Genomic DNA, 23,699 nt, shown 5'->3' with positions numbered 1-23,699 from the left:
TCGCCGACCTCCCGCCCGACACACTGAGCAGGACCCGGACCAACGCCTTCACCGACGCCCGCCCCGCCGGACGCCCCCGGAGCCTGCCCCTCGTCGTCCTGTCCCACCGGCGCGCGGGCGAAGTGGAAGGGGTCCGGGCTCGTCGATCCGTCCAGGATCGCCATGGCGGGTCACTCCGTGGGCGGCGCGGCCACCGTCGCGTCCATGCAGGCGGACACCCGGCTGCGCGCCGGCATCGACCTCGACGGCAGCGTGGAGACGACGCTCCCGGAGGACGGATCGGCACGGCCGTTCCTGTTCCTGGGCAAGTCGGCCACGTACACGCCGGGCAAGGGCGAGTCGGCGGCCACGTGGGAACGCGTCTGGACGCGGCTGAACGGATGGAAGCGCTGGCTGCTGCTGACGGGCGCCGCGCACACGTCCTTCACCGACCTGGGCGTCCTGATGGACCAGCTCGGCATCGAGGACGGCGCCGCCGTCCCCGGCGCCCGCGCCCTCGACGTCACCCGCGCCTACGTCACGGCCTTCTTCGACCAGCACCTGCGCGGGAGGCCCCAGCCGCTGCTGGACAAGCCGTCGGCCGACGTCCCGGAGGTCAGGTTCTGCCGCCCGGAGGAGAAGACCTGTGCATAATGGACAGCCATCGGCCCGTCCCCTCGGAGCGTCCATGGATCGACTGTTCGTGCGCCTGGTCCTCTACGTGCTCAGGTTCGCCGGGGCCGTCGCGGGGGTGTGGGGCGTCGCCTACGCCGTCAACGGCGCCACGCAGGCCGAGGGGGTCATGACCGTGCGCGTCGTCCCGCGGCCGGAGGTCGCCGACCGGCTCGGGCTCAGCGGGGTGCGGCTGCCCGGGGGCGTCTCGCCGGGAGGAGGAGAGCTGTCGCTGCGGGTCTGGGACTCGACGGCGGCCGAGCAGGTGCTCACGCGCGCCGACGTCATGGTGGGCGGCCTGTGCGCGCTCGTGGCCGCCCGCCTGCTCGGCGGCCTGCTGACGTCCGTGTTCGAGGGGGAGCCGTACCGCCGGGGGAACGCGGCGCGGGTCGCCTGGCTCGCCGTCCTCGCGCTCGTCTCGGGAGCGGCCCAGGCGCTGCCGGGCCTCGCGGTGGGCGCGGTGCTCGACCGCACCGGCGTGAGCGGGACGTTCGGGCCCGCGTTCGGATTGTCGTGGGTGCCGTTCGCGGGCGCCGCGTTCCTGCTGGCGCTGGCCCTGGCGCTGCGGGCCGGACGGCGGGCCTCCCCGGCGCAGACGGCCGCGGCCGGTTCCTGATCCTCGTGATCGCCTCCGGCCAGGAGCGGGCGCTGGAGAAGGCCGGGTTCACCCGCGAAGGCGTGCTGCGCGGCGGCGGCTCCCGACCGGCCGCACGCCGGGAAGGGGTGCGAGCTGCGACGATACGGCCGTGACTGCTTGACATACCGGACAACCGGCACATAGTGTCCCGTCAATCGGCAGGCACAGACGAAGACATCCCTGTCAGTGGTCTTCGTCTGTGCCTTTGTCGTATCCGGACCGCTGGCGAGGGACCTCACCCCCCCTGAAAGGCGGCCGGGCATGAGCGACGCCCCCGTGCAGAACACCTCCATCACGCGGATCCGCAACGCCGGAGACGCGGCCGACGTCATCAACACCCTGACGAGCCTGGCCGGCCGGGCGAACTGGATCTGGTTCCTCGCCCTGGCGGGCCTGTTCCTGGACGCCTACTCCAACGCGGCCCTGGGCGCCGGCCTGTCCCCCATGGTCAAGCAGCTGGGCCTGTCGCCGGGCCAGGTCGGGCTGCTCACCGCCATGGCGCCGGCCATCGCCATCATCTCCAATCCGTTCGGCGGCTGGCTGGCCGCCCGGATCGGCCGGGTCAAGCCGCTGCTGCTGACCAAGGTGGTGTTCGCGCTCGGCGCGCTGCTGACCGCGGCGGGCTCGGACTTCCAGACCGTCTTCGCCGGCCGCGGCCTGGTCGGCATCGCGTACGGCATCGACTTCGCGGTGGCCATGGCGCTGCTGGCCGAGTACACGCCGTCCACGCTCAAGGGCAGGCTCAACTTCTGGCAAGGCGTCTGGTACACCGCCACCACCACGAACCTGCTGCTCACTCTGGTGTTCTACCGTTTCGACGTGGGCGCGGACATCTGGCGCTGGTCGGTGGGCTCCTCGGCCGCCTTCGCCGTCGTGCTGCTGGTCCTGCAGCTGACGTTCCTGGTGGAGAGCCCGACGTGGCTGGCCGCCAAGGGACGGCTGCGCGAGTCGGCCGCCGCCCTGCGCCGCATGTACGGCTTCGCCGTCCAGGAGGACACCCGAGAGGGCGGCCCGGCCGAGCAGGGGCGGCAGGTGGGGATGACCGACGCGGGCGTGCTGTTCCGCAAGCCGTACCTGCCGCGCACGGTGTTGTCCACGGTCATCTCGCTCACCCAGGCCATGCAGTACTTCGCGGTCGGCTGGTACCTGCCGGTGATCAGCCTGGAGCTGTTCGGCAAGGAGTTCGAGAAGGCCACGATCGGGTCGATGGCGTTCAACGCGGTCGGCATCGTCGGCGGCTGCCTGGCGGCCTACACGGGCCGGCGCCTCGGCCTGCGGGTCAGCTCGATGGCCGGGTACGCGGTGGTGTTCGTGGCGCTGCTGGTGATGGGCGCGACGTTCAAGGAGCTGCCGGTCGCGCTGGCCGCGCTGCTGCCGGTGCTGTTCATCTTCTTCCACTCCGCCGGGCCGGGCCCGAACGGCAAGTCGATCGCCGCACTCTCCTACCGCAGCGACATCCGGACCCTGGGCACCGGCGTGACCGGCATGCTCGGCAGCCTCGGCTCGGTCGCCGGCCTGTACCTGTTCCCGCAGTTGCAGGCGGGCATCGGGGTCGGCGCCAGCCTCATGGTGCTGTCGGTGGTGCCGCTGGTCGGCCTGGTCACCTGCCTGCTGATCAAGTGGGACCCCACCCGTGTGGCGGTCAACCTGGAGGAGGAGGAGATCGCGCTGCCGAAGAGGGACGAGCGCCGATGACCGGCCGTACCCGACGGGGGGTCCTCAGCATCGACGAGGGCACGACCGGCACCCGCGCCGCGGTCGTCCTGGACGACGGCACCGCGGCCCCGCCCGCCTACCGGCCCATCTCGGTCCACTCCCCCGACCACCTGCGGGTCGAGCAGGACGCCATGGAGATCTGGGCGAAGACCGCCCAGGTCTGCGCCGAGGCGTTGGAGTGGGCGCGGGCGCACGACGTCGAGGTCACCGGCGTGTCGATCGCCACCCAGCGGGCCACCGTACTGCTGTGGGACACCGTCACCGGCGAGCCGCTCACCCCGGCCGTGGTCTGGCAGGACCGCCGGTACGCCGCCCGGCTGCGGGCGTGGGAGCCCGGCTGGGACGCCCGGCTGGTCGAGCACACCGGCCGGCCGGTCGGCTCGCGCGCCCCGCTGCTGTGGGCCGCCGACGTGCTGCGCGACGACCCGGCCGCACGCCGGGCGCACGAGGCGGGACGGGTGGCGTTCGGGTCGGTCGACACCTGGCTGGTGTGGCGGCTCACCGGCGGCGCGCGGCACGTCATGTCCGCCACCAACGCGGTCGCCGCCGGCGCCTACGACCTGCGCACCGGCGACTGGTACGAACCCTGGGCGGACTTCCTCGGCTGCCCCCGCGACGTGCTGCCGCGGATCCTGGACGAGGACGGCGACTACGGCCACACCGACCCGTCGGTGCTCGGCGTACGGCTGCCGGTGTTGTCGGTGATGGGCGACCAGCACGCCGCGATGATCGCGCTCGGCGCGCACCGGCCTGGCCAGGCCATGTGCGTGCACGGCACCGGAACGTTCCTGGACGCCGTCGCCGGTGACCGGCCGCCCGCGCATCGCCGTGCGGTGCCGGGGGTGCTGACGCTCGTCGGCTGGCGCTCGCGCGGCGCGGCGGTGTTCAGCCTGGAGGGCTACGCCGCCACGACCGGCTCGGCGGTGCGCTGGTTGTGCGAGGAGATCGGGCTGTTCGACTCGCCCGCCCAGCTGACCGCGCTCGCCCGCGAGCATCCCGGGCCGAGCCGGGTGCGTTTCCTGCCCGCGCTGGCCGGGATGCGCACCCCGGTCTGGTCGCCCGAGGCCACCGGCGTCCTGACCGGGCTCAGCCTGTCCACCACCAGGGCCGAGCTGGCCCGGGGCGTCCTGGAGGGCATCGCGCACTCGGTGTGCGACCTGCTCGACGGGGTGGAGCAGGCGCTCGGCGCGCCGGTCACCGATTTGTTCTGCGGCGGCGGGCTGGCCAGCAGCGACGTGCTGATGGCGAGCCAGGCCGACCTCGTCGGGCGGCCGGTCCGCCGCGCCCGCGCCAACGAGACGGCCAGCCTGCGCGGCGCCGCCTACCTCGGGGGCGTGCGCGCGGGGCTCTGGCCCGACCTGCCCGCCGCCCTCGCCGGGCTCGGCGACGTCCCCGTCTTCGAGCCCACGTTGCCCGACGCCGCCCGCGAGGAGGCCCGTGCCGCCTGGCGCGACCTGCTCGCCCGGCACATCTCGTACCCACAGGAGGAGTCCCCCTCGTGATCCGGCTTCCAGAACGCAAGCCCAGATCGGAGACCAGCAGCGCCATCCGGCGCACCCCGCTGCGGCTGGACCGTCAGGCGCAGATCGAGCGGCTGGCCACCAGGCCGGTGGACGTGCTCGTCGTCGGCGGCGGCGTCACCGGCTGCTACGCCGCGCTGGACGCCGCCACCCGCGGGCTCAGCGTGGCGCTGGTGGAACGCGACGACTTCGCCTCGGGCACCTCCTCCAAGTCGTCCAAGATGGTGCACGGCGGCCTGCGCTACATCGAGCAGGGCAACCTGCCGCTGGTGCGGCGTTCGCTGCTGGAGCGCCAGCGTTTCCGCCGCAACGCGCCGCACCTGGTGCGGCGGCTGCCGTTCGTGCTGCCGATCCTCGCCCAGGACGGCGTCTTCGACGCGCGCATCGCCAAGGCGTTCGAGGGCCTGCTGTGGACCTACGACCTGGCGGGCGGCTGGCGCATCGGCCGCCTGCACCAGCGGCTCAGCGTGGCCGAGGTGCTGGCCAGGGCGCCGCGGCTGCGCGCCGACCGGCTCAAGGGCGGCCTGCTCTACTACGACAGCCGCACCGACGACGCCCGCCTGACCCTGACCATCGCCAGGACCGCCGCCCACTTCGGCGCCACCGTGCTGAACGGCGCCACCTGCCGCGAGCTGGTCAAGGAGGGCGGCCGGGTGCGCGGCGCCCGCGTCGAGGTGGACGGCCGCACGGTCGAGGTGCGCGCCGGGGTCGTCGTCAACGCCACCGGCGTGTGGACCGACACCCTGGACGCGCTGTCCGACCCGGGACACCGGCCGCGGGTGCGTCCGGCCAAGGGCGTGCACATCGTGGTGCCGTGGACGCGGCTGCCGGTGGACGGCACGGTGACCGTCCCGGTGCCCGGCCGGGCCCGCCGCGCCACCTGCACCCGCTGGGGCGACGTGGTCGTGGTCGGCACCACCGACACCGACTACGACGGCTCGCCCGACGAGGTGCTGTGCACCCGCGAGGAGATGCAGTACCTGCTCGACGGCGCCAACACCGCCTTCGACGCCGACCTCACCCCGGACGACGTGATCGGCTCGATCGCCGGGCTGCGCCCGCTGGTCGGCGAGAAGGAGGGCGCCACGCTCGACATGAGCCGCGACCACCGGATCACCACCGACGGCTTCGGCCTGGTCACGGTGACCGGCGGCAAGCTGACCACCAGCAGGCACATGGGCGAGCTGGCGGTGGACGAGGCGCTGAAGGTGCTCGGCCGCCGGGCGCGCTGCCGCACCGCGCGGCTGCCGCTGCTCGGCGGCGCCGGCTACGACGCCGAGGCGACGACCGCGACCGGCGGGCTCGGCGCCCACCTGGGCGAGCGGTACGGCACCGAGGCCAGGTTCGTCGCCGACCTGATCACCGAGGACCCGTCGCTGGCCGGGCCGGTCGTCGAGGGCAGCGAGTACCTGCGGGCCGAGGTGGTCTACGCCGCCCGGTGCGAGCTGGCCAGGAACGTGGACGACGTGCTGTCGCGGCGCACCCGGATGCGGGTCTTCGCCCGTGACCTGTCGGTCAAGGCGGCTCCCGAGGTGGGCCGGCTGCTCCAGCGGGAGCTCGGCCTCTCCGACGACGAGGTGGCCGGGCAGGTCGAGGACTACGTACGCGGCGTGGACCGCGAGAAGAGCGTTCTGATGGAGGGACTTTCATGATCAGCAGGCAGACCGTCACCCACCCGTTCAACCGCGGCGACTACGTCGTGGGCGCGCCCACCCCGCCGCGCTGGGCCGCCGACTGCCCGCCGGGGACGGGACCGGCCAGCCTGCAGGGCAAGGTCGTGCCGGTCCCCGAGAGCGTGCTCGCCGAGCTGCGCGCGGTCAGCGCCGCCGTGCACACCGAGCGGGACGAGGTGATCCTGCGCACCCGCGACTGGTGGGCGGGCACCTCCATCGGCGAGACCGACGGCCGCCCGGCCACGCCGGAGGCGGTCGTCGTCGAGGTGGACGAGGAGGAGCAGGTGGCCGCCGTCGTGCGGATCTGCCACGAGCACCGCCTCCCGCTGACCGTCTCGGCCGGCCGCAGCAACGTGCTGGGCGCCGCGCTGCCCGTGCACGGCGGCGTCGTGCTGGACGTGTGCCGGCTCAACCGCATCCTGTCCTTCGACGCCGAATCCATGATCGTCGAAGTGCAGGCGGGCATGTTCGGCGACCTGTTCGAGAAGGAGCTCCAGGAGACGCACGGCGCCACCACCGGCCACTGGCCGTCGGCCTTCGCCATCTCCACGGTCGGCGGCTGGGCCGCCTGCCGCGGCGCGGGCCAGCTCTCCACCCGCTACGGCAAGATCGAGGACATGGTGGTCGGGCTGGACGTGGTGCTGCCCGACGGCACCACCGCCAGCTACGGCACCTACCCGCGCGCCGCGGTGGGCCCCGACCTGCGGCAGCTGTTCATCGGCTCGGAGGGCACGCTCGGCGTGATCACCCGGCTGCGGCTGCGTACGCACCGGCTGCCCGGCTACGCCGCGGGCATCGCCTACGGCTTCGACACCTTCGCCGCCGGGCTCGACGCGTGCCGGGAGATCCTGCAGCGCGGCGCCACCCCGGCCGCGCTGCGCCTGTACGACCGGCACGAGAGCGGCACCCACTTCGGCGAGCCGGGCACCAACCTGCTGCTCATCGCCGACGAGGGCGACCCGGTGCTGGTCGACGCCGTCATGAGGATCGCCGCCGAGGTCTGCGCCGAACGCGCGTCGGTGACGTTGGACGGCGACGCCGTCTTCGCCCGCTGGCTGGAGGAGCGGATGATCGTCGGCAAGGCCGCCGACGGCTTCGTCCGGGGGCCGGGGTTCGTCTCCGACACCTGTGAGATCGCCGGGCCGTGGGCCGCGCTGCCCACCCTGTACGACGAGGTCGTGGCCGCCGTCGAGGCCGTCCCCGGCACGCTGCGCGCCTCGGCCCACCAGTCGCACGCCTACACCGACGGCGCGTGCCTGTACTTCTCGCTGCGCGGCGACGTCGAACGCGACCAGCGGCGCGCCTGGTACCGGGCCGCCTGGGACGCCGCCGCCGCGGTGCTCGTCAAGCACGGCGCGGCGATCAGCCACCACCACGGCGTCGGCCTGCTGCGCTCGCCGTACATGCGGGACGCGCTGGGCAGCGGCTACCCCACGCTGGTGGCGGTCAAGCAGGCGCTCGACCCGCGGGGCATCATGAACCCCGGCAAGCTGGGCCTGCCCGCGTCCTTCGAAAACACGGCGCACTAAGGTGGATGCGGTGAACTCTCGACACAAGGGCCCGATGGACCGGCGCCTGCTCGCCGCCCTGGCCGAGCATCCCGTCGCCGCGTCGCTGGTGGGGGTGGACATGGTCGAGCGGTTCACCTCCTCCCCCACGCCGCTCGGCATCCTGGCCTCGATCCCGCTCGGCGACCTGGCGGCCATGGTCAGGCGCACGGTGGCCGCCCAGAAGATCGGGTTCGTCAACATCGACTCGACGCCCGGTCTGGGGCACGATCCCGGGGCGCTGGCGTATCTGCAGGGGATCGGGGCGGTCGGGATCTGCTCCACCCGGCAGGCGATGATCGAGCGGGCCGCCGGGCTCGGGCTGCTGACCATGCAGAAGGTGTTCGTGACCGACCGGTCGAACCTGAAGCGCAGCATGCAGTCCATCACGCGGTCACGGCCCGACCTGGTGCAGCTCATGCCGGCCATGGTGCTGCGGCACGTCGAGCCGCAGGTCAGGGCGGTCGGGGTGCCGTGCCTGGCCGCGGGGTTCGTGCAGAGCGCCGACGACGTGGTGGAGGCGCTGCGGCACGGGGCCGTCGGCGTGTGCACCTCCGACGAGGAGCTGTGGGGGCTGCGCCGCTCGGCCCTGCGCGCCTCCTGATCCTCTCATCCGGAAGGACCATGCGATGACGCCTGCCCGCGTGCGGGAGACCGCCGCCTCCACGGTGCCCGTCCGGGGCAGCGGGAGGCGGTGGCCGGTGGCGCCCGCCGTGTTCGTCGTCCTGTGGAGCAGCGCGTTCATCGCGGGCATCCCCGGGGTCAGGGCGGCGCCGCCGTTGCTGCTGATGTTCGGCAGGTTCGCCGTCGCCGGGGTGCTGCTGGGGGCGTACGCGCTGGTCAGGCGGGTGCCGTGGCCCCGGGGGCGGGACCTGGCGCACGTGGCCGTGGCCGGGCTGCTGATCCAGGCCGTGCAGTTCGGCGCCTTCTACAGCGCGCTCGGCGCGGGCCTGCCGGCCGCGGTCGTGTCGCTGGTGCAGGGGCTGAACCCGGTGGTCATCCTGCTGGTCGGCCGGGTGCTGGGCGAGCGGGTCGGCGCCGGGCAGTGGGCCGGGTTCGCACTCGGCCTGGCCGGGGTGGTGCTGGCGGTCGCCGACCGGATCAGCCTGTCCGCCTCCGGGGTGGCGCTGTGCCTGCTCGGGCTGGCCGGGCTCAGCGCGGGCACCCTCTACCAGCAGCGCTACGCGCCCCGCATGGACGCGCTGAGCGGCACCGCGACGCAACTGCTCGTCAGCGCCCCCGCCGCCGGGCTGGCCTGCCTGGCGCTCGGCCCGGTACGGGTGTCGGACTGGACGGCCTTCGGGCTGTCGGTCGGCTGGATGGCGCTGGTCAACTCCATCGCGGCGTTCATCCTGCTCAACCGGATGTTGCAGCGCTCACCGGCCAGCCGGGTGAGCACGGTGTTCTTCCTGACCCCGGCGGTGACCGCCGTACTGGCCTGGTCGCTGGCCGGGCAGCCGCTGCCCCCGCTCGCCGTCGCCGGGCTCGTCCTGGGCGGCTGCGGGGTGCTGCTGGCCAACCTCTCGACACGAAGAAGGGCGAACTGATGCGCATTCGCGGCGCGGTCCTGGAGGAGATCGGCCGGTCCCGGCCCTACGCCGGGTCGCGGCCCCTGTCGGTCTGCGACCTCGAACTCGACCCGCCGGGGCCGGGCGAGCTGCTGGTACGGGTGGAGGTGGCGGGCGTGTGCCACTCGGATCTGTCGGTGGTGGACGGCAACCGGGTGCGTCCGGTGCCCATGCTGCTCGGCCACGAGGCGGCGGGCGTGGTCGAGCGGACGGGCCCCGGCGTCGACGACCTCGCCCCCGGCCGGCGCGTCGTGATGACCTTCCTGCCCAGGTGCGGCGGCTGCGACGGCTGCGCCACCGAGGGCGTCACGCCCTGCGTCCCGGGCAGCGCCGCCAACAACGACGGCACCCTGCTGAGCGGCGCGGTCCGCCAGCATCGGGACGGTGCGCGGGTGCTGCACCACCTCGGGGTGTCGGCGTTCGCCACGCACGTGGTGGTGGACCGGCGCTCGGTCGTCCCGGTGGACGCCGACGTGCCGCCCGAGGTCGCCGCCCTGCTCGGCTGCGCGGTGCTGACCGGCGGCGGCGCCGTCCTCAACGTCGGCAGGCCGCGCCCTGGGCAGACGGTCACGGTCGTCGGGCTGGGCGGCGTGGGCATGGCGGCGCTGCTCACCGCGCTGGCCCTCGACGGCGTCAGGGTGATCGGCGTGGACGCCAACCCGGCCAAGCTCGCCACCGCCCGCGAACTGGGCGCGCACGAGGTGTACGGCCCGGCCGACCTGCCGGGCGAGGCGGACGTCGTGGTGGAGGCGGCGGGCAGTGCGCGGGCGTTCGAGACGGCGGTGTCCGCGACGGCCCCCGGCGGCCGTACCGTCAGCGTGGGCCTGCCCGCGCCCGGCGCCCGCGCCTCGATCTCGCCGCTCGCGCTGGTGGCCGGCGGGCGCAGCATTGTCGGCAGCTATCTGGGCTCGGCGCTGCCCGCCCGCGACATCCCGGTGTTCGCGCGAATGTGGCGCGAGGGCCGGCTGCCGGTGGAGCGGCTGGTCTCGGCCAGGATCGGCCTGGCGGACATCAACGAGGCGATGGACCAGCTCGCCGAGGGGGCCGCCCTGCGCCAACTGATCGTCTTCGACGGGTGACCGCCGGGGCCGGGCGCTACCCCGACGCGACGACCAGCGTCTGAGGGGCCGCCTGCTTCATCCGGCCGCGTGCCCACAGGAGCTGGGTGGCGGTCTCGCCCTCGCAGCGCCGGACCGCCTCCAGCAGCGGCTCGTCGCGCGGGATGGTAGGCCGCGGACCGCAGGAAGGCCCGCCCGCCGGGTTCCTGGGCCACGTACTGCTCGCGGCCGTACTCGGCGCCGGTGACCAGGCCCTGGCCGTAGGTCTCGCAGTAGTCGGGGTCGGTGTCGAAGCGCCCGCCGCCGTACAGGCCCCGCTCCCGCTGCGGGCGTCCGGCCCGGCGTGAGGCGCCGAGCTGCGGATCTTGTCGGTCGCAGGTCACTTCCAAGTGGTACTGCACCGGCTTGGGCAAGCATGTCCGTCGTGCCGGAGAACCGGCGAGATCGATCTGAGGGACGTGACCGTGTACAAGAAGGCGTTTGCCACCGCGGCGTCCGCCGTCCTGGCCCTGACCCTGGCTCCCGCCGTGCCCGCGGCGGCGAAACCGGCCGTGCAGATCGTCGAGGGGTACTCCGCGACGATACGGGAGAACGACAGCAGGTTCTTCTGCCCGGCCGGTGAGGTGCTCATCGGCCGGGCGCACAACGGGGACGAGAACGGCGACACCGTCTACCAGTACGCCACGGTCTCGTACTGACCGCAGGGCTCCGCGGCGGTCAGTCGCAGGTCTGGGTGCTGACGGGATCGGTGGCCGTGGCCGCCTGGCGGGCGTCGGGGGCGACCTCGGCGGCGGTCAGCGCGTAGCCGGTCTCGACCTGACCGGCTACGGCGGCGAAGATCACGCCCAGCACCCGGCCGTCGACGGCCAGCAGCGGGCCGCCGGAGTTGCCCTGCCGGATCTTGCCCCGGATCAGGTAGACGTCCCTGGTCACCTTCGAGGCCCGGTAGATGTCGGGGCTGGCGGCCCGCTGCCGGATCGCGACGCGGGCGGGTTCCGGGGTGAACCCGCCGCCGTTCGGGTATCCGGCGACCAGCGCGTCCTGGCCCTCCCGCGCCTGGGCGCCGAAGGCGAGCGGGGGCAGCCCGAGCCCGGGGACGTACAGGACCGCGATGTCGCGCCGCGGGTTGTACCAGACGACCTGGGCCGGGTGGGGCCGCTGCTGGTGGTCGACCACCTGAAGGTCCGCGTCCACCCCGGCCACGACGTGCGCGTTGGTCATGATGTGGTCGGGCGCGTAGGTGAACCCGGTGCCGGTGATGCGCTTGCCGCAGGAGGAGGCTGTCCCCTGGACCTGGAGGATGCCCGTCCGCGCCTGCCGCAGCGCCGGGCCGCGCAGCACGGCCACGTCCGGCGGCGGCACCCGGACGCTGCTCAGCCCGGCGATGGCGTCGAGCACCGGCGGGAAGTCGGACCGGTCGATGAACTGCTTGAAGGGCCGCTGCCAGTCCCGCGCCGCCTCGGGCACCGCCTCGTCGACCGTGGACAGCAGCGCCGAGCCGCGGATCTGCTCCACCACCAGCGACCAGGGACTGACCACCAGCAGGTTGCCCACCAGCCAGGCGACCACCAGGACCAACGTGGCGTTGACCAGCCCGCCGCCCACGGAGTCCAGGATCCAGGCCGGCTCACCCCGGAGGTGCGTGCGTAACCGCACCCCCAGCGTGGACGCGGCGAACTGGCCGATCAGCGCGATCAGGAAGACGATGACGACCGCCAGGGCCGTCTGCGGCAGGTCGCCGGTCACCAGCGCGCCCGTGACGGCGGGGGCGACGGAGATGCCCAGCACGCATCCCGCGACGAACCCGATCGAGCTCGTCACCCCGACGACGAACCCCTGCCTGAACCCCGCGAAACCGAAGCCGATCACCAGAACGACCAGGACGACGTCGAGCAGATCACCGGGCACAGGGAAAGACAATCACCTTTTGCCCCGCGGGGGAGGGTCCGATCCGGTACGACGGCTTTCCTTGATCCACCCGGTCCGGGCAGGCGCTTCCCGAACGCCGCCGGTGACGCGGGCTGACGATCCGCGAGAGCGGCGCGGCGCCCGGCGGCCTCGCTCAGAGCTCGGCCGTGACGTCGGGCACGTATCCGCCCGGGCGGCGCGGCGGCCGACGGTAACCGGTGGCGGGCGGTCGCGGCGGGATCTCCAGCGGCGCCCGTTCCACCCGCCGGTAGGGGACGGTGGACAGCAGGTGGGCGATCATGTTGAGCCTGGCCCGCCGCTTGTCCTCGCTCTCCACCTCGTACCAGGGGGCCTCGGGGATGTCGGTGTGCACCAGCATCTCGTCCTTGGCCCTGGAGTACTCCTCCCACCTGGTGATCGACTCCAGGTCCATCTCCGACAACTTCCACCGGCGCATCGGGTCCTCCAGCCGGTCGCGGAAGCGCCGCTCCTGCTCGGCGTCGCTCACCGAGAACCAGTACTTCCGCAGCAGGATCCCGTCCTCGACCAGCAGCCTCTCGAAGATCGGGCACTGGTGCAGGAAGCGCGTGTACTCCTCCTGCGTGCAGAACCCCATCACCCGCTCGACCCCGGCCCGGTTGTACCAGCTCCGGTCGAACAGCACGATCTCCCCCGCGGCCGGCAGGTGCTCGACGTACCGCTGGAAGTACCACTGCGACCGCTCCCGCCCGGTCGGCACGGGCAGCGCGGCGATCCTGGCCACCCGGGGGTTCAGGTACTCGGCGACCCGCTTGATCGTGCTGCCCTTGCCCGCGGCGTCGCGGCCCTCGAAGATCACCACGAGCCGCCGCCCCTCGGCCCGCACCCACTCCTGCAGCTCCACCAGCTCCGCCTGGAGGCGGAGGAGTTCCTTCTCGTACGGCCTGCGGCGCAGCTTGTCAGTCCCCATGCCTGCGGATTCTAGGAGCCGGTCCCTCCCGGGACGCCGGAGAGCGCCGGAAGGTCACGGAGTTCAGGACGTCCGGCGGTGTCGTCCCGCGGTCGCACGCGTCAGTCTGGGACCAGGATCACCCACGGGAAAGAGATGATGATCATGTCCCCGATCCGTTCCCTCCTCGCCGTCGCCATGGCGGTGACCGTCACCGGCGTGCCGGCCTTACCCGCGCGGGCGGCGCGGCAGGCCGCCGTCCCCGTCCTGGTGGGCATCCGGGCCGCGCACCTGTCCGGGCTGGACCGGCTGGTCTTCGAGTTCCGCGGCCCGGTCCCGGCCCGGCACGACGTCCGCTACGTGTCCCGGCTGATCGCCGACGGCTCCGGGCGTACGGTCGGCGCGGTCGGCGACGCCCTGCTCCAGGTCAGCTTCGACCAGGCCGACGGCCACGACCGCCGGGGCCGGGTCACCTACGGCCCCACCCGCCGGACGTACGCGCTCCCCGGCGTCATCCAGGTCGTCAACACCGGCGACTTCGAGGCCACGCTGACCTTCGGCGTCGGCCTCGCCAGGCGCGTGCCCTACCGGGTCCGCACGCTCACCCGGCCGAGCAGGGTCGTCGTCGACCTGACCACGTCCTACCGGACCGTGCCCGTGCGCGACCACTTCCTCGACGCCACCGGCCGGAGCCCGCGTACGGCGGCCGTGACCCGCCCGGTGGCCCCGCCGGCGACCGCCTTCGGCGCGCTGCGACGGCTGTTCGCCGGCCCGACGCCGGCCGAGCGGGCGCGTGGGTTGCGCTTCGTCAGCTCCAGGGCCACCGGCTTCAGCAGGCTGACCGTGGAGAACGGGGTCGCCAGGGTGTACCTGACCGGCCCCGTCAACGGCGGCGGATCGGCGTTCACGATCGCCGACCAGATCAGGCCGACGCTCAAGCAGTTCCCGTCGATCAGGTGGGTCAAGATCTACGACCCGGCGGGACATACCGGGCGACCCGCCGGACCGTCGGACTCGATCCCCCGCTCGCTGGAGCCGGGCTGAGGGAGCCGGTCCGAAGATGCCGGGCTCCTCGGACGTCTTCCCAGGAAAACGGCCATGTTGATCTCCTCGGTTCGTTCATGATGGCGGGGTGAGCACACCTTCTCCTCGTGATCCGGAAGGCACGGCCGCCCGGTCCGTGCCGTCATGACGAAGTCGGGACGAAGGCCCTCCCGTCAAGGGCCACACGCCCCTGCCGTCCCCCGCCGGGACACTCGCACAGTGCTTCAAGGAGGTGCCCGTTGAAAGCGTTGATCGATCTTCTGACCCGGCGTGTACGCCTGTACCGTCCCGACGGCAATCCCCTGCGTCGCCGTTCCGACCGGCTGGAGTCGGTCGCCGTGCTGGTGACCGCGCTCGTGGTGCTCGCGGGCGTCTGGCCCGCGATTCTCGCGGGGCGGCTGGCCTACGGGGGCGCGCTCCAGGAGGAGAGCGCGCACGCCGCGGGACGTCACCAGGTCAGGGCGACGCTGCTGGCGGACGCGCCGGCCGCCGGCGTGGCCCTCACCGAGATGCCGGTGCGCGAGCAGCAGGTGATGGCACGCTGGACGACGCCCTCGGGCGCGGCGCGCAGCGGCCCGGTGCCGGTCCCCGGGGCGGCCAAGGCCGGCTCGACGGTCCCGTTGTGGATCGACGCCGATGGCAGGCCGGCGCCGCCGCCCGCCGACCGTACGGTCCTGCGCACGAGGGGCGTGGTGACCGGCGTCCTGCTCATGTCCGCGATCGTGCTGACCGCTCTGGGCGGGTTCGCGGGGTTCCGGTGGTGGACGGACCGCAGGCGGTACCAGGAGTGGGAGGTCCAGTGGGCGCGCGCCGACGAGGAATGGGGGCGGCGGCGGAGCCCCTGATCACGCCGCTCTCCCTCACCGCGACTCCCTCACCGCGACTCCCTCACCGCGACTCCCTCACCGCGGCTCGCGGCTCGCGGCCCCCGGCGTCCTCGGCGGGACGGACCACCGCGACCGGGCAGCGCGCGTGGTGGAGCACCCCTCTGCTGACCGAGCCGAGGAGCAGCGAGCCGAACGCGCCCCGCCCGCGCGAGCCGACCACGAGCAGATCGCACGGGGCGCCGGTGAGCGCCTCGACCGGGTGCGCGCTCTGGACGTCCTCGACCAGGTCCACCCCGGGATACCTCTCCCGCCAGCCGGCCGTCCTGGTACGGATCACCGCACGCTGGGCGGCCCGGACCTCGTCCACGTCGAAGGCGATCTCCGGGGCGAAGGCGTGCACGGGAAGCTGCCAGGCGTGGATCAGGCGGAGCCTCGCGCCCCGCCGGTCGGCCTGCTCGAAGGCGTAGCCGATCGCGGGCCCGCAGACGTCGGAGTCGTCGATCCCGACGCCGACCTCGCCGACCCGTTCGGGCGGGTCCGCGCGTACCACCACCACGGGGCACCGGACCTGCCCGGCCACCTGCGTGGTCACCGACCCGAGCAGGGCTCCGGCGAACCCGCCCAGCCCCCGGTTGCCGATGACCAGCTCGTCCGCCTGCCGCGCCTGCTCCTGGACGACGGCCGCGGGCGTCCCCTCGACGACCTCGGCGTGCACCGGCACGGACGGCTGCCGCTCACGGGCCGCCGCCTCCGCCGCCTCCAGCACCCTGGACGCCGCCATCAGCAGGTAGTTCCACTGCCCGAAGTCGGGAAACCGGCCCACGCTGTACGGCTGCCGGTCCAGCGCGTGCACGATCCGCAGCTCCGCGCCCGTGCGCGCCGCGTCGTCGGCGGCCCATCCCAGCGCGGCGTTCGACGGCGCGGACCCGTCCACGCCGACCATGATCCGTCCCGGCATCGCGTCCTCCCGGGCGGGGATCTTCCTCGGCCCCCACCTGCCCAAAGTCAGGAGTGGGCGAAGAATCCGCAAGTTCCGCCGCCGGAAGGCCGGTCGGGGCCGCCCGCGGTCACCCCGGCCGCCAATCTTCTCCAAGTCTTGGGACGGGCGATCCTGTCCGCTCACCTCCCGGACGGCTGAATGAGTAGGGGAGGTATGAGCGATGTCTGAGCTGGTCGTGGTGGGTGTCGACGGGTCGCCGTCCGGGTTCGACGCCGTGGCGTGGGCGGCTGACGACGCCTTCAGGGCGGGAGCCGCGCTGCGGATCGTGTCCGTGGTGGAGACCTGGCCGTACCAGGTTCCGCAGATCGCCGCCGTCGAGTGGGAGAACTCGATGACGGAACGCGCGCGGGAGATCCTGGCCCAGTCGGAGGAGATCGTCCGCGAACGCCGGCCCACGGTCGACGTGAGCACCAGGGTCATGGCCGGGAAGGCGTCGGTCGCCCTCCGGGAGCAGGCCGCCGAGGCCGCCGAGCTCGTGGTGGGGCGCAGGGGGACGGGCGGTTTCGCCGGGGCCGTGCTCGGCTCGGTCAGCATGAGCGTCGCCGGTCAGGCGCCGGGCCCGGTGGTCGTCGTACGGGACGAGGGCGCCCCCGCCCACGACGAGGTCGTCGTCGGCGTGGACGGCTCACCCGCCGGCGAACCGGCCCTCGCCTACGCCTTCCGGCAGGCCGAGCTGCGCGGCAGCCGGCTGCGGGCGGTGCACGCCTGGCCGCCGCCGTTCGCGCTGGCGCCGGACTTCTCCTGCGACATCGAGGCCCTGCGGGAGAGCCACCTGCGCATCACCAGGGAACAGCTCACCCCGTTCCAGGAACGACACCCCGAGGTCGAGGTCGTCACGGACGTCCAGTGCGGCCATCCCGTCAAGACGCTCGCCGCCGCGGGCGATCGGGCCGACCTGCTGGTCATCGGGGCGCACGGCAGGAGCGGGCTGGGGGCGGCCGTCCTCGGCTCGGTCATGCGCGGCGTCCTGCACCACGCGCACTGCACCGTCGCGGTGGTGCGCGAGCGTTCCTGAGCCACCCCGCCGTGCCGTGCTCGACGACCACGTCCGAGGGAGCCACATGTCCGGTGGATACGACGTGCTGCTGCGCGACGGCGGCATCGCCCACGTGCGCCCGTTGCTCCCCGCCGACCGCGAGGCCCTGCACGCGCTGGTGGACCGCTCGTCGGAACGCTCGGCCTACCTGCGCTTCTTCACCGGAGGCCGCGCCACGGCCCACTGCTACATGGACCGCGTGACCGGCGACCGGTACGAGGGCCGCGCCCTCGTGGCCACGATGCGGGATCGGGTCGTCGCCATCGCCGAGTACCTGCCCATCGACCGGCGCCGCGCGGACCTGGGCATCCTGCTCGACGACGCCGTCCACGGCCACGGCCTCGGCACCCTGCTGCTGGAGCACACTGCGCGCCCCTGCTGCACGGCTACCGCGGCTCGCCCGCCATGGACGTCAAGGCCCTGGAGGACCAGCTCGTCCGCGTCGGCCGGTTGCTCGACGACCTGCCGCAGATCGCCGAACTCGACCTCAACCCGGTCGTCGTCACCCCCGGCGGCGCCACCACCGTGGACGCCCGCGTCCGGGTCGCCCCCTGCGCGGCCCGCCCGTCCCCGCTGCTGCGCCGCCTGCGCTGACCCTCACAGGCTGCGCGGCGTCACCAGGCCCGACTCGTAGGCCAGGACCACGAGCTGGGCGCGGTCACGGACGCGCAGCTTGGCCATCGCCCGGTTGACGTGGGTCTTCGCGGTCATCGAGCTGATCGCCATCCGAGCGGCGATCTCGTCGTTGGACAGGCCCCGCGCGACCAGGGCGACGGCCTCGCGCTCGCGGTTGGTCAGCTCCCGCAGCTCGGCACCGGTGTCGGCGGTGGGCGGCCGGGTGACGTACCGGTCGATCAGCTTGCGGGTGATCGAGGGCGCGAGCAGCGCGTCACCGCGCGCGGCGACCCGCACGGCGTGCAGGAAGTCCTCCGGCACGACGTCCTTGACGAGAAACCCGGCCGCGCCGGCGCGCAGGGCGTTGTAGACGTACTCGTCCAGGCCGTAGTTGGTCAGGATGACGACGCGCACGCCGGACAGGGCCGGGTCGGCGGCGATGCGCCGGGTCGTCTCGATGCCGTCCACGACCGGCATCTGGATGTCGACGAGCGCGACGTCGGGCAGGTGTTCCCTGGCCAGGGCCAGGCCCTCCGCCCCGTCGGCGGCCTCGGCGACCACCTCGATGTCGTCCTCCAGGTCGAGCAGCGCGCGGAACCCGCCGCGCAGCAGCGGCTGGTCGTCCACCAGCAGGACCCGGATCACGGCGTACCGTCCATCGGCAGCTCGGCCTGGACGGTGAAGCCGCCCGTGCCGCGCGGCGCCGCCCGCAGGCGACCGCCGAGCGCCGTGACGCGTTCGCGCATCCCGATCAGCCCGACGCCGGGCACGGGGGCGGCGTCCGGCGTGGCGGTGCCGTCGTCGTCCACGCGGATCGCCAGGGCGTCGGGACGGTAGTCGATCCGGACCTCCGCGGTCGCGGCGGCGGCGTGGCGGGCGATGTTGGTCAGCGACTCCTGCACGATCCGGTACGCGGTCCGATCCACGGCGGCCGGCACGTCCCGCCGCTGTCCTCCGATCGTCAGCGTCGTGTCCAGGCCGGTGGTCCGGGCCCGTTCCAGGAGCTCGGGGACCTGGTCGAGCCCGTGCGGCGGGGTGGCGTCGTCGCGCAGCGCCTCCAGGGTCGCGCGCAGCTCCCTGGTCGCCTCGCGTCCGGCCTCCTGGATCACCAGCAGGGCCTCCGGCACCTGCTCCCCCTTCTTGCGGGCCACGTGCACGGCCACCTCGGCCTGCACCTTGATGACCGAGATCTGGTGGGTGAGCGAGTCGTGCAGGTCCCGCGCGATGCGCAGCCGCTCCTCGTCGGCCCGCCGCCGCGCGGTCTCCTCCCGGGTACGCTCGGCCTCCTCCGCCCGCCCCTCCGCCTGCCGCAACGCCTCCCCGGCGGCGCCGGCCGCGACCAGCCAGGCCAGTTCGAGCGCGCCCCGGGCCTGCGCGAACGCCTCCCCCGTGTCGTGCAGCCCCGAGGCCAGCGCCGCCAGGGGCAGCAGGGCCAGCACGGCGACGCTCGTGACCACGGTGACCAGGCGCCTTCCGGCCCGCATCGCCGCGTACACCGCGAACAGGTACGCCACGGCCGGCACGTCGAACCCGGCCGCCTGGTACCCCACCGCGCACAACCCCGTCACGGCCAGGACGGGTACCGGAGCCCGGCGGCGCGCGGTCAACGCCAGGCCGCCGGCCGCCAGCAACGCGTAGCCGAGCAGGTCGAGAGCGGTGTCGGAACGCTGCCCCGACAACCCGGTGACGACCAGCGCCGCCGCCACGCCGACCGCGATCAGCCAGTCGACCACCCCGGCCCGCTTTGTGCTCATACGCGCACCATAGCGGCCTGTTCGCCCGGACGACTCCTGCCCGAGGATCACCCACCGCCTACCGCGGACGCGGTACATCCGCGGTTCCTGCCGCCCGCGCGGTAGCCGGCTGCGGCATCGGCGGCACCCCGGAAAGCCCGCCGCGGCCGGACGACCGGCGGCGGGCCCGGCGGCCATGCTCTTCCCCACGTCGACGTTCCAGACGAAAGGGACCTGTCATGCTCATCCAGCACCTGCTCGCGACCCAGGCCGACCCGGTCGGCGCCTACACCATGACCACCGGCCGGCTGTGGTCCCTGATCGCCGCCGGGCTGGGCCTGGCCGGCGCCGTCATCGGCGCCGTCGCCCTAGCCCGCTCCACCGGCCGCCTCCGCCCCCGCCCGGGAGCCGGGGCCGGGGCCGGGACCGGCCGGCGCGGGGCCGTCGTCGCCCTGGTCGCCGGGCTGACCAGCATGGTCATCGGCGGCCTGGTCGTGGCCGCCGCCAAGGGCGGGCCCGGCACCGGCTACGGCATCGTCGGCGGCTACCTGGACCTGGTCGTCGGCCTGGCCGCCATGATCCTCGGCACCCTCACCCTGACCCGCCCCCGCCGCACCTGACGCCCGCCTCCCGCGGCGGTCCTCGTTCAACAGGTCAAGGTGGGGGCAGTTGCGGGTCATGAACGAACAGGACAAGCTTCCCGAGGACCTGCCGCCCGCGGTCGGACGGGTCAACGGGGAGAGCGACACCACCGCCGCCCGGGCGTCCGTCGAGGTGCGGGACGCTCCCCGGCCGATCCCCGCGGAGCCGGTCGAGCCTCCGCCCGACCCGGAGGAGAAGGTCGCGCGGGAGCGCCACGAGGTGGCCGAGGACTCGGGCGAGCACGAGGACCCCGACCCGGAGCCGACCGGCTGACGACGGGCCCGGTTCGGGCAGGCCGCGATCCGGGGCCTGTCAGCAGCGCAGCAGGGCGTGGGAGAGCTGGTCGGCGCTCCAGTCCGCCCACTGCGCCGTCGTCCAGCCGCATTCGCGGGTCATCACCAGGAACAGATCCGGCGACAGCAGCCCCACGGTGATGTCGGTGGCCTGGTCGCCGGTCACGCCGGGCCGGAGGGCGTCCAGGCGGTCGAGGATGGCGACGACCTGGCCGTGGGCGGTGTGCCGTTGCTCGCTGTTGGCGGCCCACTGGGCCGCCATGTCGGCGTCCCCGGCGGCCGCGTCGCGGACCACGGCCAGGATGGGGGCGACGCGGTCGAGGATGACGCCGCTCTGCTGCACCCACCCCCGGACGACCTCCATCGGGTCACGCGCCGACCGCAACGCCTCGAACCAGGGCCGTCCCAGCAGCGGCACGGGCTCGTCGTCACCGACGGAGGCCACGTCGACGACGTGCTTGAGCAGCCGGCTCTTGGTTCCGTAGTGGAAGTACACCGTCTGCACCGACACCTCGGCCGCGTCCGCGACGAGCTGGAAGGTCGTCCCGGCATAGCCCCGCACGACGAACAGCCCCTGAGCGGCGTTCACGATCCGGCTTCTGGTCTGTGCCGAGCGCCGCTTGGGGCTCTTGACGTCGTCCACCGATTTAGAGTACCACTTTAGAGTGACACCTTAAAGTCACGCTACAAGGGTGGTGAGGCATGACCCTCCTGAACGGGTTCCACCACGTCAAGCTCCCCGTCTCCAACGTCCACAAGAGCCTGGAGTGGTATCGGCGCGTGCTCGGCCTGCGAGTGGCGATCGAGTTCGTCGAGGACGGCGTGCTGCGCGGCGTGGCCCTGAGCGACGCGGAGCAGACGATGATGATCGCGCTGCGCGAGGAGCCCGAGCGGGCCGGCGGGTGGAGCGGGTTCGATCCGGTCGCGCTGGCCGTGCCGACCCTGGAGGCGCTCCACGCCTGGTCCGACCACCTGGACGCGCTCGGCGTCGGCCACTCCGGCATCGCCGAGGGCAGCGTGGGATGGCTCATCGGCGGCCTGCTCGACCCCGACGGCATCGAGATCCGGCTCTACACGCTGCAGAGACGGCCATGAGCGCCCTCCACCTGCCCGCCGGGGCCGGCTCCACCCACCCGTTCCTCGGCACCACCATGACGGTGAAGGCGGGCCGGGCGGAGACCGGCGAGAGCCTCACCGTCATCGAGCAGGAGTGCCCGCCGGGCTTCGCCACGCCCTGGCACGTGCACAAGCACGACGACGAGGCGTTCTACGTACTGTCGGGAACGGTCCGCATGTACTGCGGCGAGCAGACGTGGCAGGCCGCCGCCGGCGCCTTCGTCCTGCTCCCCCGCCAGGTGCCGCACGCCTTCGCCAACGACCAGGACGCTCCGCTGCGCCTGCTCCAGCTGACCTGGCCCGCCGGCTTCGAGGGCTTCGCCGCCGACGTCGCCGCCGGGGACGCCGACCCCGGCCGCCTGGTCGAGGTGGCCGCCCGTCATGGCTACCAGGTCATCGGCCCGCCCCCGGGCACCGCCACCTAACCCCCTTCAGGCCGAGCTCCGAGGAGACCTCATGAAAGGCAAGACCACGAGCGTGCTCGCCACCGCCCTCGCCCTGGCGCTCTTCGCCCCCGCGACGGCCGGCGCGTCCGCCCTGGAGCAGAAGACGTACATCTGGCGCGGCTACCTGTCGGCGGGCTCCTGCACGATCGAGCCCGGCGCGACCTGGACGTTGTACTCGAACGGGACCGCCCGCCTGGACGCCACGGTCTCCAGCCTCGGCGACGAGGACGCCTGGCTGATGTGGGCGCACCTGAAGGACGGCTCCGGCGCCCTGCTCGGCGACATCCGCGTGTACGGAAGCACCAGCACCAAGTTCGTCAAGAACCTGCACGACCGGCGGACCTATCGCTGGATCACGAAAGGCCAGTTCGACCCCGACCTGTTCGACCTGGTCAAGCGCATGTCGCTGAGCAAGCACTGCTGAGCCGCCCCGAACCGCCCCCGGGCACGCATCGACATATCCACATGCCTGCACTCTGTCCGCCCGCGCCCCCGAGTTCCAGGGCACCTCATCGCCTGCCAAGCAGATTCCATAACTGGCCAAAAGGGGAACACCGGCAGTCCCGAGGATAGGCGGCGTGCAGCAGCGAGGGTGTTGTCGGTGTTGCGACGTTGAACAGGCGCTTGATCTCAGCGATGCCGGCAGACATGCATCGACGTGCTGTGCGCCTACCTGCGCATGCCCTATGAGATCAGTCCCGAGCCAGACGCCTCCGTGGAACATCGACTCCATGTGCTGTCGATGAGCGAGGTGAGACGCATCATCTGGCGGCTCATCGGAGCTCACCTGCGGCCTGAAACAGCGCAGTCATGGGACGGACACAGTTTCGACTTCACCGGTGCCGTGATTGACTGCGACGTTCCCTTATACGGAGTCCGACTTTCCGCCGGCAAACTTAGGTTCAACGATTCCCGGATCGTCAGAGGGAACGTCTGGTTTCAACGTGATCTGGCTGGTCGGCACCAAGTTCCGTGGTGGAGAGGTGTCCTTTGGGCACAGCAACTTCTGCGGCGCCGAAGTTTGGTTCCACAACACCCAGTTCAGCGGAAGCGAGGCATGGTTCGACCACGCACGGTTCCTCGACGGCAAGGCATATTTCGGCACCGCGGCATGCGACGGCAGCGAAGTCACGTTCGAAGGCGCACTTTTCGAAGGCGGCGAGGTGGATCTACGAGAGGCCTCAGGTGCGGACCCTGCCCTCTTCGGACTTCCCTCCACAGCTCAGGGCCTACTTCTACCGCCTCCGGAGTAGCGACGCATAGCGGGCTCTTGACCGTGATGGCGGTCAAGAGCCCTTTGTGCCTGGCGGCGTCCGGCCGCCCGTGCTCTCCGTGGTTCAGACGGCGCGTTCGTCGACGCCTACGGCGCCGACGCCCGTGCCGAGCCGGCCGCAGACGCCCTGCGACTGACCTGAACCGCCCGGTGGGAGGTTCACCCAGTCCCCGACGACGTCCGGCGCCCAGCCGCAGGTGATCACGGCCCGGAACCGCCAGGTCTGGCCCGTCGGGTTGCTGCACATCGCGATGCCGACGTAGTTGTCGTTGTTGTGGACGAACGTGTCGCAGTTGAGGACGGTGGCGGCCGACGCAGGGGCGGTGAGCCCCAGCGAGACCAACGCGACGGACCCGGCGACGATCCCCGCGACATGCCTTCTCTTGAGCAAAGCCCCTCCTGAACGAGTGATGACCTGTCACTTACCGTTATGCAGCGTACGCAAAGAGTGGCGACAGGGGAAGGTGC

29 protein-coding genes are annotated in these 23,699 nt (G+C 73.1%); 22 read left to right on the top strand and 7 right to left on the bottom strand.

Annotated elements, in window-relative coordinates; all coding sequences use genetic code 11:
• The first annotated feature begins 162 nt into the window (after nt 1-162).
• From ACIHAD_RS21120 to ACIHAD_RS21065, 12 genes are all read left to right on the top strand, one after another.
• Nucleotides 163-633, top strand: coding sequence for a hypothetical protein (locus ACIHAD_RS21120; protein WP_397356218.1), 471 nt, complete (start codon nt 163-165; stop codon nt 631-633).
• 34 nt (nt 634-667) lie between these two features.
• Nucleotides 668-1,267: a hypothetical protein gene (locus tag ACIHAD_RS21115; protein ID WP_397356217.1), complete on the top strand. Its 600-nt coding sequence runs from the start codon at nt 668-670 to the stop codon at nt 1,265-1,267.
• 5 nt (nt 1,268-1,272) lie between these two features.
• On the top strand, nt 1,273-1,401 hold the full coding sequence (locus ACIHAD_RS21110; RefSeq protein WP_397356216.1) for a hypothetical protein: 129 nt from the start codon (nt 1,273-1,275) through the stop codon (nt 1,399-1,401).
• A 148-nt stretch (nt 1,402-1,549) separates the two neighbouring features.
• Nucleotides 1,550-2,983 carry an MFS transporter gene (locus ACIHAD_RS21105; protein ID WP_397356215.1) on the top strand — a complete coding sequence of 478 codons (1,434 nt, stop codon included), beginning with the start codon at nt 1,550-1,552 and terminating at the stop codon, nt 2,981-2,983.
• On the top strand, nt 2,980-4,506 hold the full coding sequence (locus ACIHAD_RS21100) for an FGGY family carbohydrate kinase (RefSeq protein WP_397356214.1): 1,527 nt from the start codon (nt 2,980-2,982) through the stop codon (nt 4,504-4,506). The genes ACIHAD_RS21105 and ACIHAD_RS21100 overlap by 4 nt, the downstream gene beginning before the upstream one ends.
• Nucleotides 4,503-6,176, top strand: coding sequence for a glycerol-3-phosphate dehydrogenase/oxidase (locus ACIHAD_RS21095; RefSeq protein WP_397356213.1), 1,674 nt, complete (start codon nt 4,503-4,505; stop codon nt 6,174-6,176). Before ACIHAD_RS21100 ends, ACIHAD_RS21095 begins: the two co-directional genes overlap by 4 nt.
• Nucleotides 6,173-7,726 (top strand): FAD-binding oxidoreductase, encoded by a 1,554-nt coding sequence (locus ACIHAD_RS21090; RefSeq protein ID WP_397356212.1) that lies wholly within the window; start codon nt 6,173-6,175, stop codon nt 7,724-7,726. The genes ACIHAD_RS21095 and ACIHAD_RS21090 overlap by 4 nt, the downstream gene beginning before the upstream one ends.
• A 10-nt stretch (nt 7,727-7,736) precedes the next feature.
• The gene (locus ACIHAD_RS21085; protein WP_397356211.1) at nt 7,737-8,348 is read left to right on the top strand and encodes a glycerol-3-phosphate responsive antiterminator; all 612 of its coding nucleotides are present in this window, start codon (nt 7,737-7,739) and stop codon (nt 8,346-8,348) included.
• Nucleotides 8,349-8,373: 25 nt separating this feature from the next.
• Nucleotides 8,374-9,291, top strand: a complete 918-nt coding sequence (locus tag ACIHAD_RS21080; RefSeq protein WP_397356210.1) for a DMT family transporter — start codon at nt 8,374-8,376, stop codon at nt 9,289-9,291.
• A complete protein-coding gene (locus ACIHAD_RS21075) occupies nt 9,291-10,391 on the top strand; it encodes an alcohol dehydrogenase catalytic domain-containing protein (RefSeq protein WP_397356209.1) in 1,101 nt (366 codons plus the stop codon). Before ACIHAD_RS21080 ends, ACIHAD_RS21075 begins: the two co-directional genes overlap by 1 nt.
• A gap of 86 nt (nt 10,392-10,477) precedes the next feature.
• On the top strand, nt 10,478-10,717 hold the full coding sequence (locus ACIHAD_RS21070) for a hypothetical protein (protein ID WP_397356208.1): 240 nt from the start codon (nt 10,478-10,480) through the stop codon (nt 10,715-10,717).
• Between the two features lie 111 nt (nt 10,718-10,828).
• Nucleotides 10,829-11,068, top strand: a complete 240-nt coding sequence (locus ACIHAD_RS21065) for a hypothetical protein (protein WP_397356207.1) — start codon at nt 10,829-10,831, stop codon at nt 11,066-11,068.
• 19 nt (nt 11,069-11,087) lie between these two features.
• On the opposite strand, the gene ACIHAD_RS21060 is transcribed toward ACIHAD_RS21065, so the two are convergent.
• Both ACIHAD_RS21060 and ppk2 read right to left on the bottom strand, forming a co-directional pair.
• A complete protein-coding gene (locus ACIHAD_RS21060) occupies nt 11,088-12,278 on the bottom strand; it encodes a MarP family serine protease (protein WP_397356206.1) in 1,191 nt (396 codons plus the stop codon).
• Between the two features lie 154 nt (nt 12,279-12,432).
• On the bottom strand, nt 12,433-13,227 hold the full coding sequence (gene ppk2 / locus ACIHAD_RS21055) for a polyphosphate kinase 2 (protein ID WP_397356205.1): 795 nt from the start codon (nt 13,225-13,227) through the stop codon (nt 12,433-12,435).
• A gap of 144 nt (nt 13,228-13,371) precedes the next feature.
• Between ppk2 and ACIHAD_RS21050 the strand changes: the two genes are divergently transcribed.
• Nucleotides 13,372-14,250 (top strand): GerMN domain-containing protein, encoded by an 879-nt coding sequence (locus tag ACIHAD_RS21050; RefSeq protein WP_397356204.1) that lies wholly within the window; start codon nt 13,372-13,374, stop codon nt 14,248-14,250.
• A gap of 239 nt (nt 14,251-14,489) precedes the next feature.
• Nucleotides 14,490-15,095, top strand: coding sequence for a hypothetical protein (locus tag ACIHAD_RS21045; RefSeq protein WP_397356203.1), 606 nt, complete (start codon nt 14,490-14,492; stop codon nt 15,093-15,095).
• Nucleotides 15,096-15,138: 43 nt separating this feature from the next.
• Here the strand turns inward: ACIHAD_RS21045 and ACIHAD_RS21040 are convergent, their stop codons facing one another.
• Nucleotides 15,139-16,035 (bottom strand): universal stress protein, encoded by an 897-nt coding sequence (locus tag ACIHAD_RS21040; protein WP_397356202.1) that lies wholly within the window; start codon nt 16,033-16,035, stop codon nt 15,139-15,141.
• A 202-nt stretch (nt 16,036-16,237) separates the two neighbouring features.
• On the opposite strand from ACIHAD_RS21040, the gene ACIHAD_RS21035 reads away from it, so the two are divergent.
• Together ACIHAD_RS21035 and ACIHAD_RS21030 are read left to right on the top strand one after the other, a co-directional pair.
• Complete coding sequence (locus tag ACIHAD_RS21035) at nt 16,238-17,092, top strand: universal stress protein (RefSeq protein ID WP_397356201.1); 855 nt, start codon at nt 16,238-16,240, stop codon at nt 17,090-17,092.
• A gap of 426 nt (nt 17,093-17,518) precedes the next feature.
• Entirely contained in the window at nt 17,519-17,707 is a 189-nt protein-coding gene (locus ACIHAD_RS21030) for an acetate--CoA ligase family protein (protein WP_397356200.1), read from the top strand.
• Nucleotides 17,708-17,710: 3 nt separating this feature from the next.
• On the opposite strand, the gene ACIHAD_RS21025 is transcribed toward ACIHAD_RS21030, so the two are convergent.
• Complete coding sequence (locus ACIHAD_RS21025; protein ID WP_397356199.1) at nt 17,711-18,373, bottom strand: response regulator; 663 nt, start codon at nt 18,371-18,373, stop codon at nt 17,711-17,713.
• Nucleotides 18,370-19,482 carry a sensor histidine kinase gene (locus tag ACIHAD_RS21020; protein WP_397356198.1) on the bottom strand — a complete coding sequence of 371 codons (1,113 nt, stop codon included), beginning with the start codon at nt 19,480-19,482 and terminating at the stop codon, nt 18,370-18,372. The genes ACIHAD_RS21025 and ACIHAD_RS21020 overlap by 4 nt, the downstream gene beginning before the upstream one ends.
• 218 nt (nt 19,483-19,700) lie before the next feature.
• On the opposite strand from ACIHAD_RS21020, the gene ACIHAD_RS21015 reads away from it, so the two are divergent.
• Entirely contained in the window at nt 19,701-20,081 is a 381-nt protein-coding gene (locus tag ACIHAD_RS21015; protein WP_397356196.1) for a DUF6223 family protein, read from the top strand.
• 58 nt (nt 20,082-20,139) lie between these two features.
• Nucleotides 20,140-20,376: a hypothetical protein gene (locus tag ACIHAD_RS21010; RefSeq protein ID WP_397356194.1), complete on the top strand. Its 237-nt coding sequence runs from the start codon at nt 20,140-20,142 to the stop codon at nt 20,374-20,376.
• A 39-nt stretch (nt 20,377-20,415) separates the two neighbouring features.
• Here ACIHAD_RS21010 and ACIHAD_RS21005 read toward each other — a convergent pair whose 3' ends face one another.
• The gene (locus tag ACIHAD_RS21005; protein ID WP_397356193.1) at nt 20,416-21,039 is read right to left on the bottom strand and encodes a TetR/AcrR family transcriptional regulator; all 624 of its coding nucleotides are present in this window, start codon (nt 21,037-21,039) and stop codon (nt 20,416-20,418) included.
• Between the two features lie 59 nt (nt 21,040-21,098).
• Between ACIHAD_RS21005 and ACIHAD_RS21000 the strand changes: the two genes are divergently transcribed.
• The 4 genes from ACIHAD_RS21000 to ACIHAD_RS20985 all read left to right on the top strand — a co-directional run bounded on the left by ACIHAD_RS21000 (nt 21,099) and on the right by ACIHAD_RS20985 (nt 23,211).
• Nucleotides 21,099-21,491 (top strand): VOC family protein, encoded by a 393-nt coding sequence (locus ACIHAD_RS21000; RefSeq protein ID WP_397356192.1) that lies wholly within the window; start codon nt 21,099-21,101, stop codon nt 21,489-21,491.
• Complete coding sequence (locus ACIHAD_RS20995) at nt 21,488-21,937, top strand: cupin domain-containing protein (RefSeq protein WP_397356191.1); 450 nt, start codon at nt 21,488-21,490, stop codon at nt 21,935-21,937. The genes ACIHAD_RS21000 and ACIHAD_RS20995 overlap by 4 nt, the downstream gene beginning before the upstream one ends.
• A 31-nt stretch (nt 21,938-21,968) precedes the next feature.
• Nucleotides 21,969-22,382 (top strand): DUF6294 family protein, encoded by a 414-nt coding sequence (locus ACIHAD_RS20990; protein ID WP_397356190.1) that lies wholly within the window; start codon nt 21,969-21,971, stop codon nt 22,380-22,382.
• A gap of 520 nt (nt 22,383-22,902) precedes the next feature.
• Complete coding sequence (locus ACIHAD_RS20985) at nt 22,903-23,211, top strand: hypothetical protein (RefSeq protein WP_397356189.1); 309 nt, start codon at nt 22,903-22,905, stop codon at nt 23,209-23,211.
• A gap of 84 nt (nt 23,212-23,295) precedes the next feature.
• Here ACIHAD_RS20985 and ACIHAD_RS20980 read toward each other — a convergent pair whose 3' ends face one another.
• Complete coding sequence (locus ACIHAD_RS20980) at nt 23,296-23,622, bottom strand: hypothetical protein (protein WP_397356188.1); 327 nt, start codon at nt 23,620-23,622, stop codon at nt 23,296-23,298.
• Nucleotides 23,623-23,699: the final 77 nt, after the last annotated feature.

Source organism: Nonomuraea sp. NPDC052265, from assembly GCF_044547985.1.
GTDB lineage: Bacteria > Actinomycetota > Actinomycetes > Streptosporangiales > Streptosporangiaceae > Nonomuraea.
The sequence above is the reverse complement of the archived record's forward strand: the minus strand, read 5'-3'. Positions and strand labels throughout refer to the sequence as shown.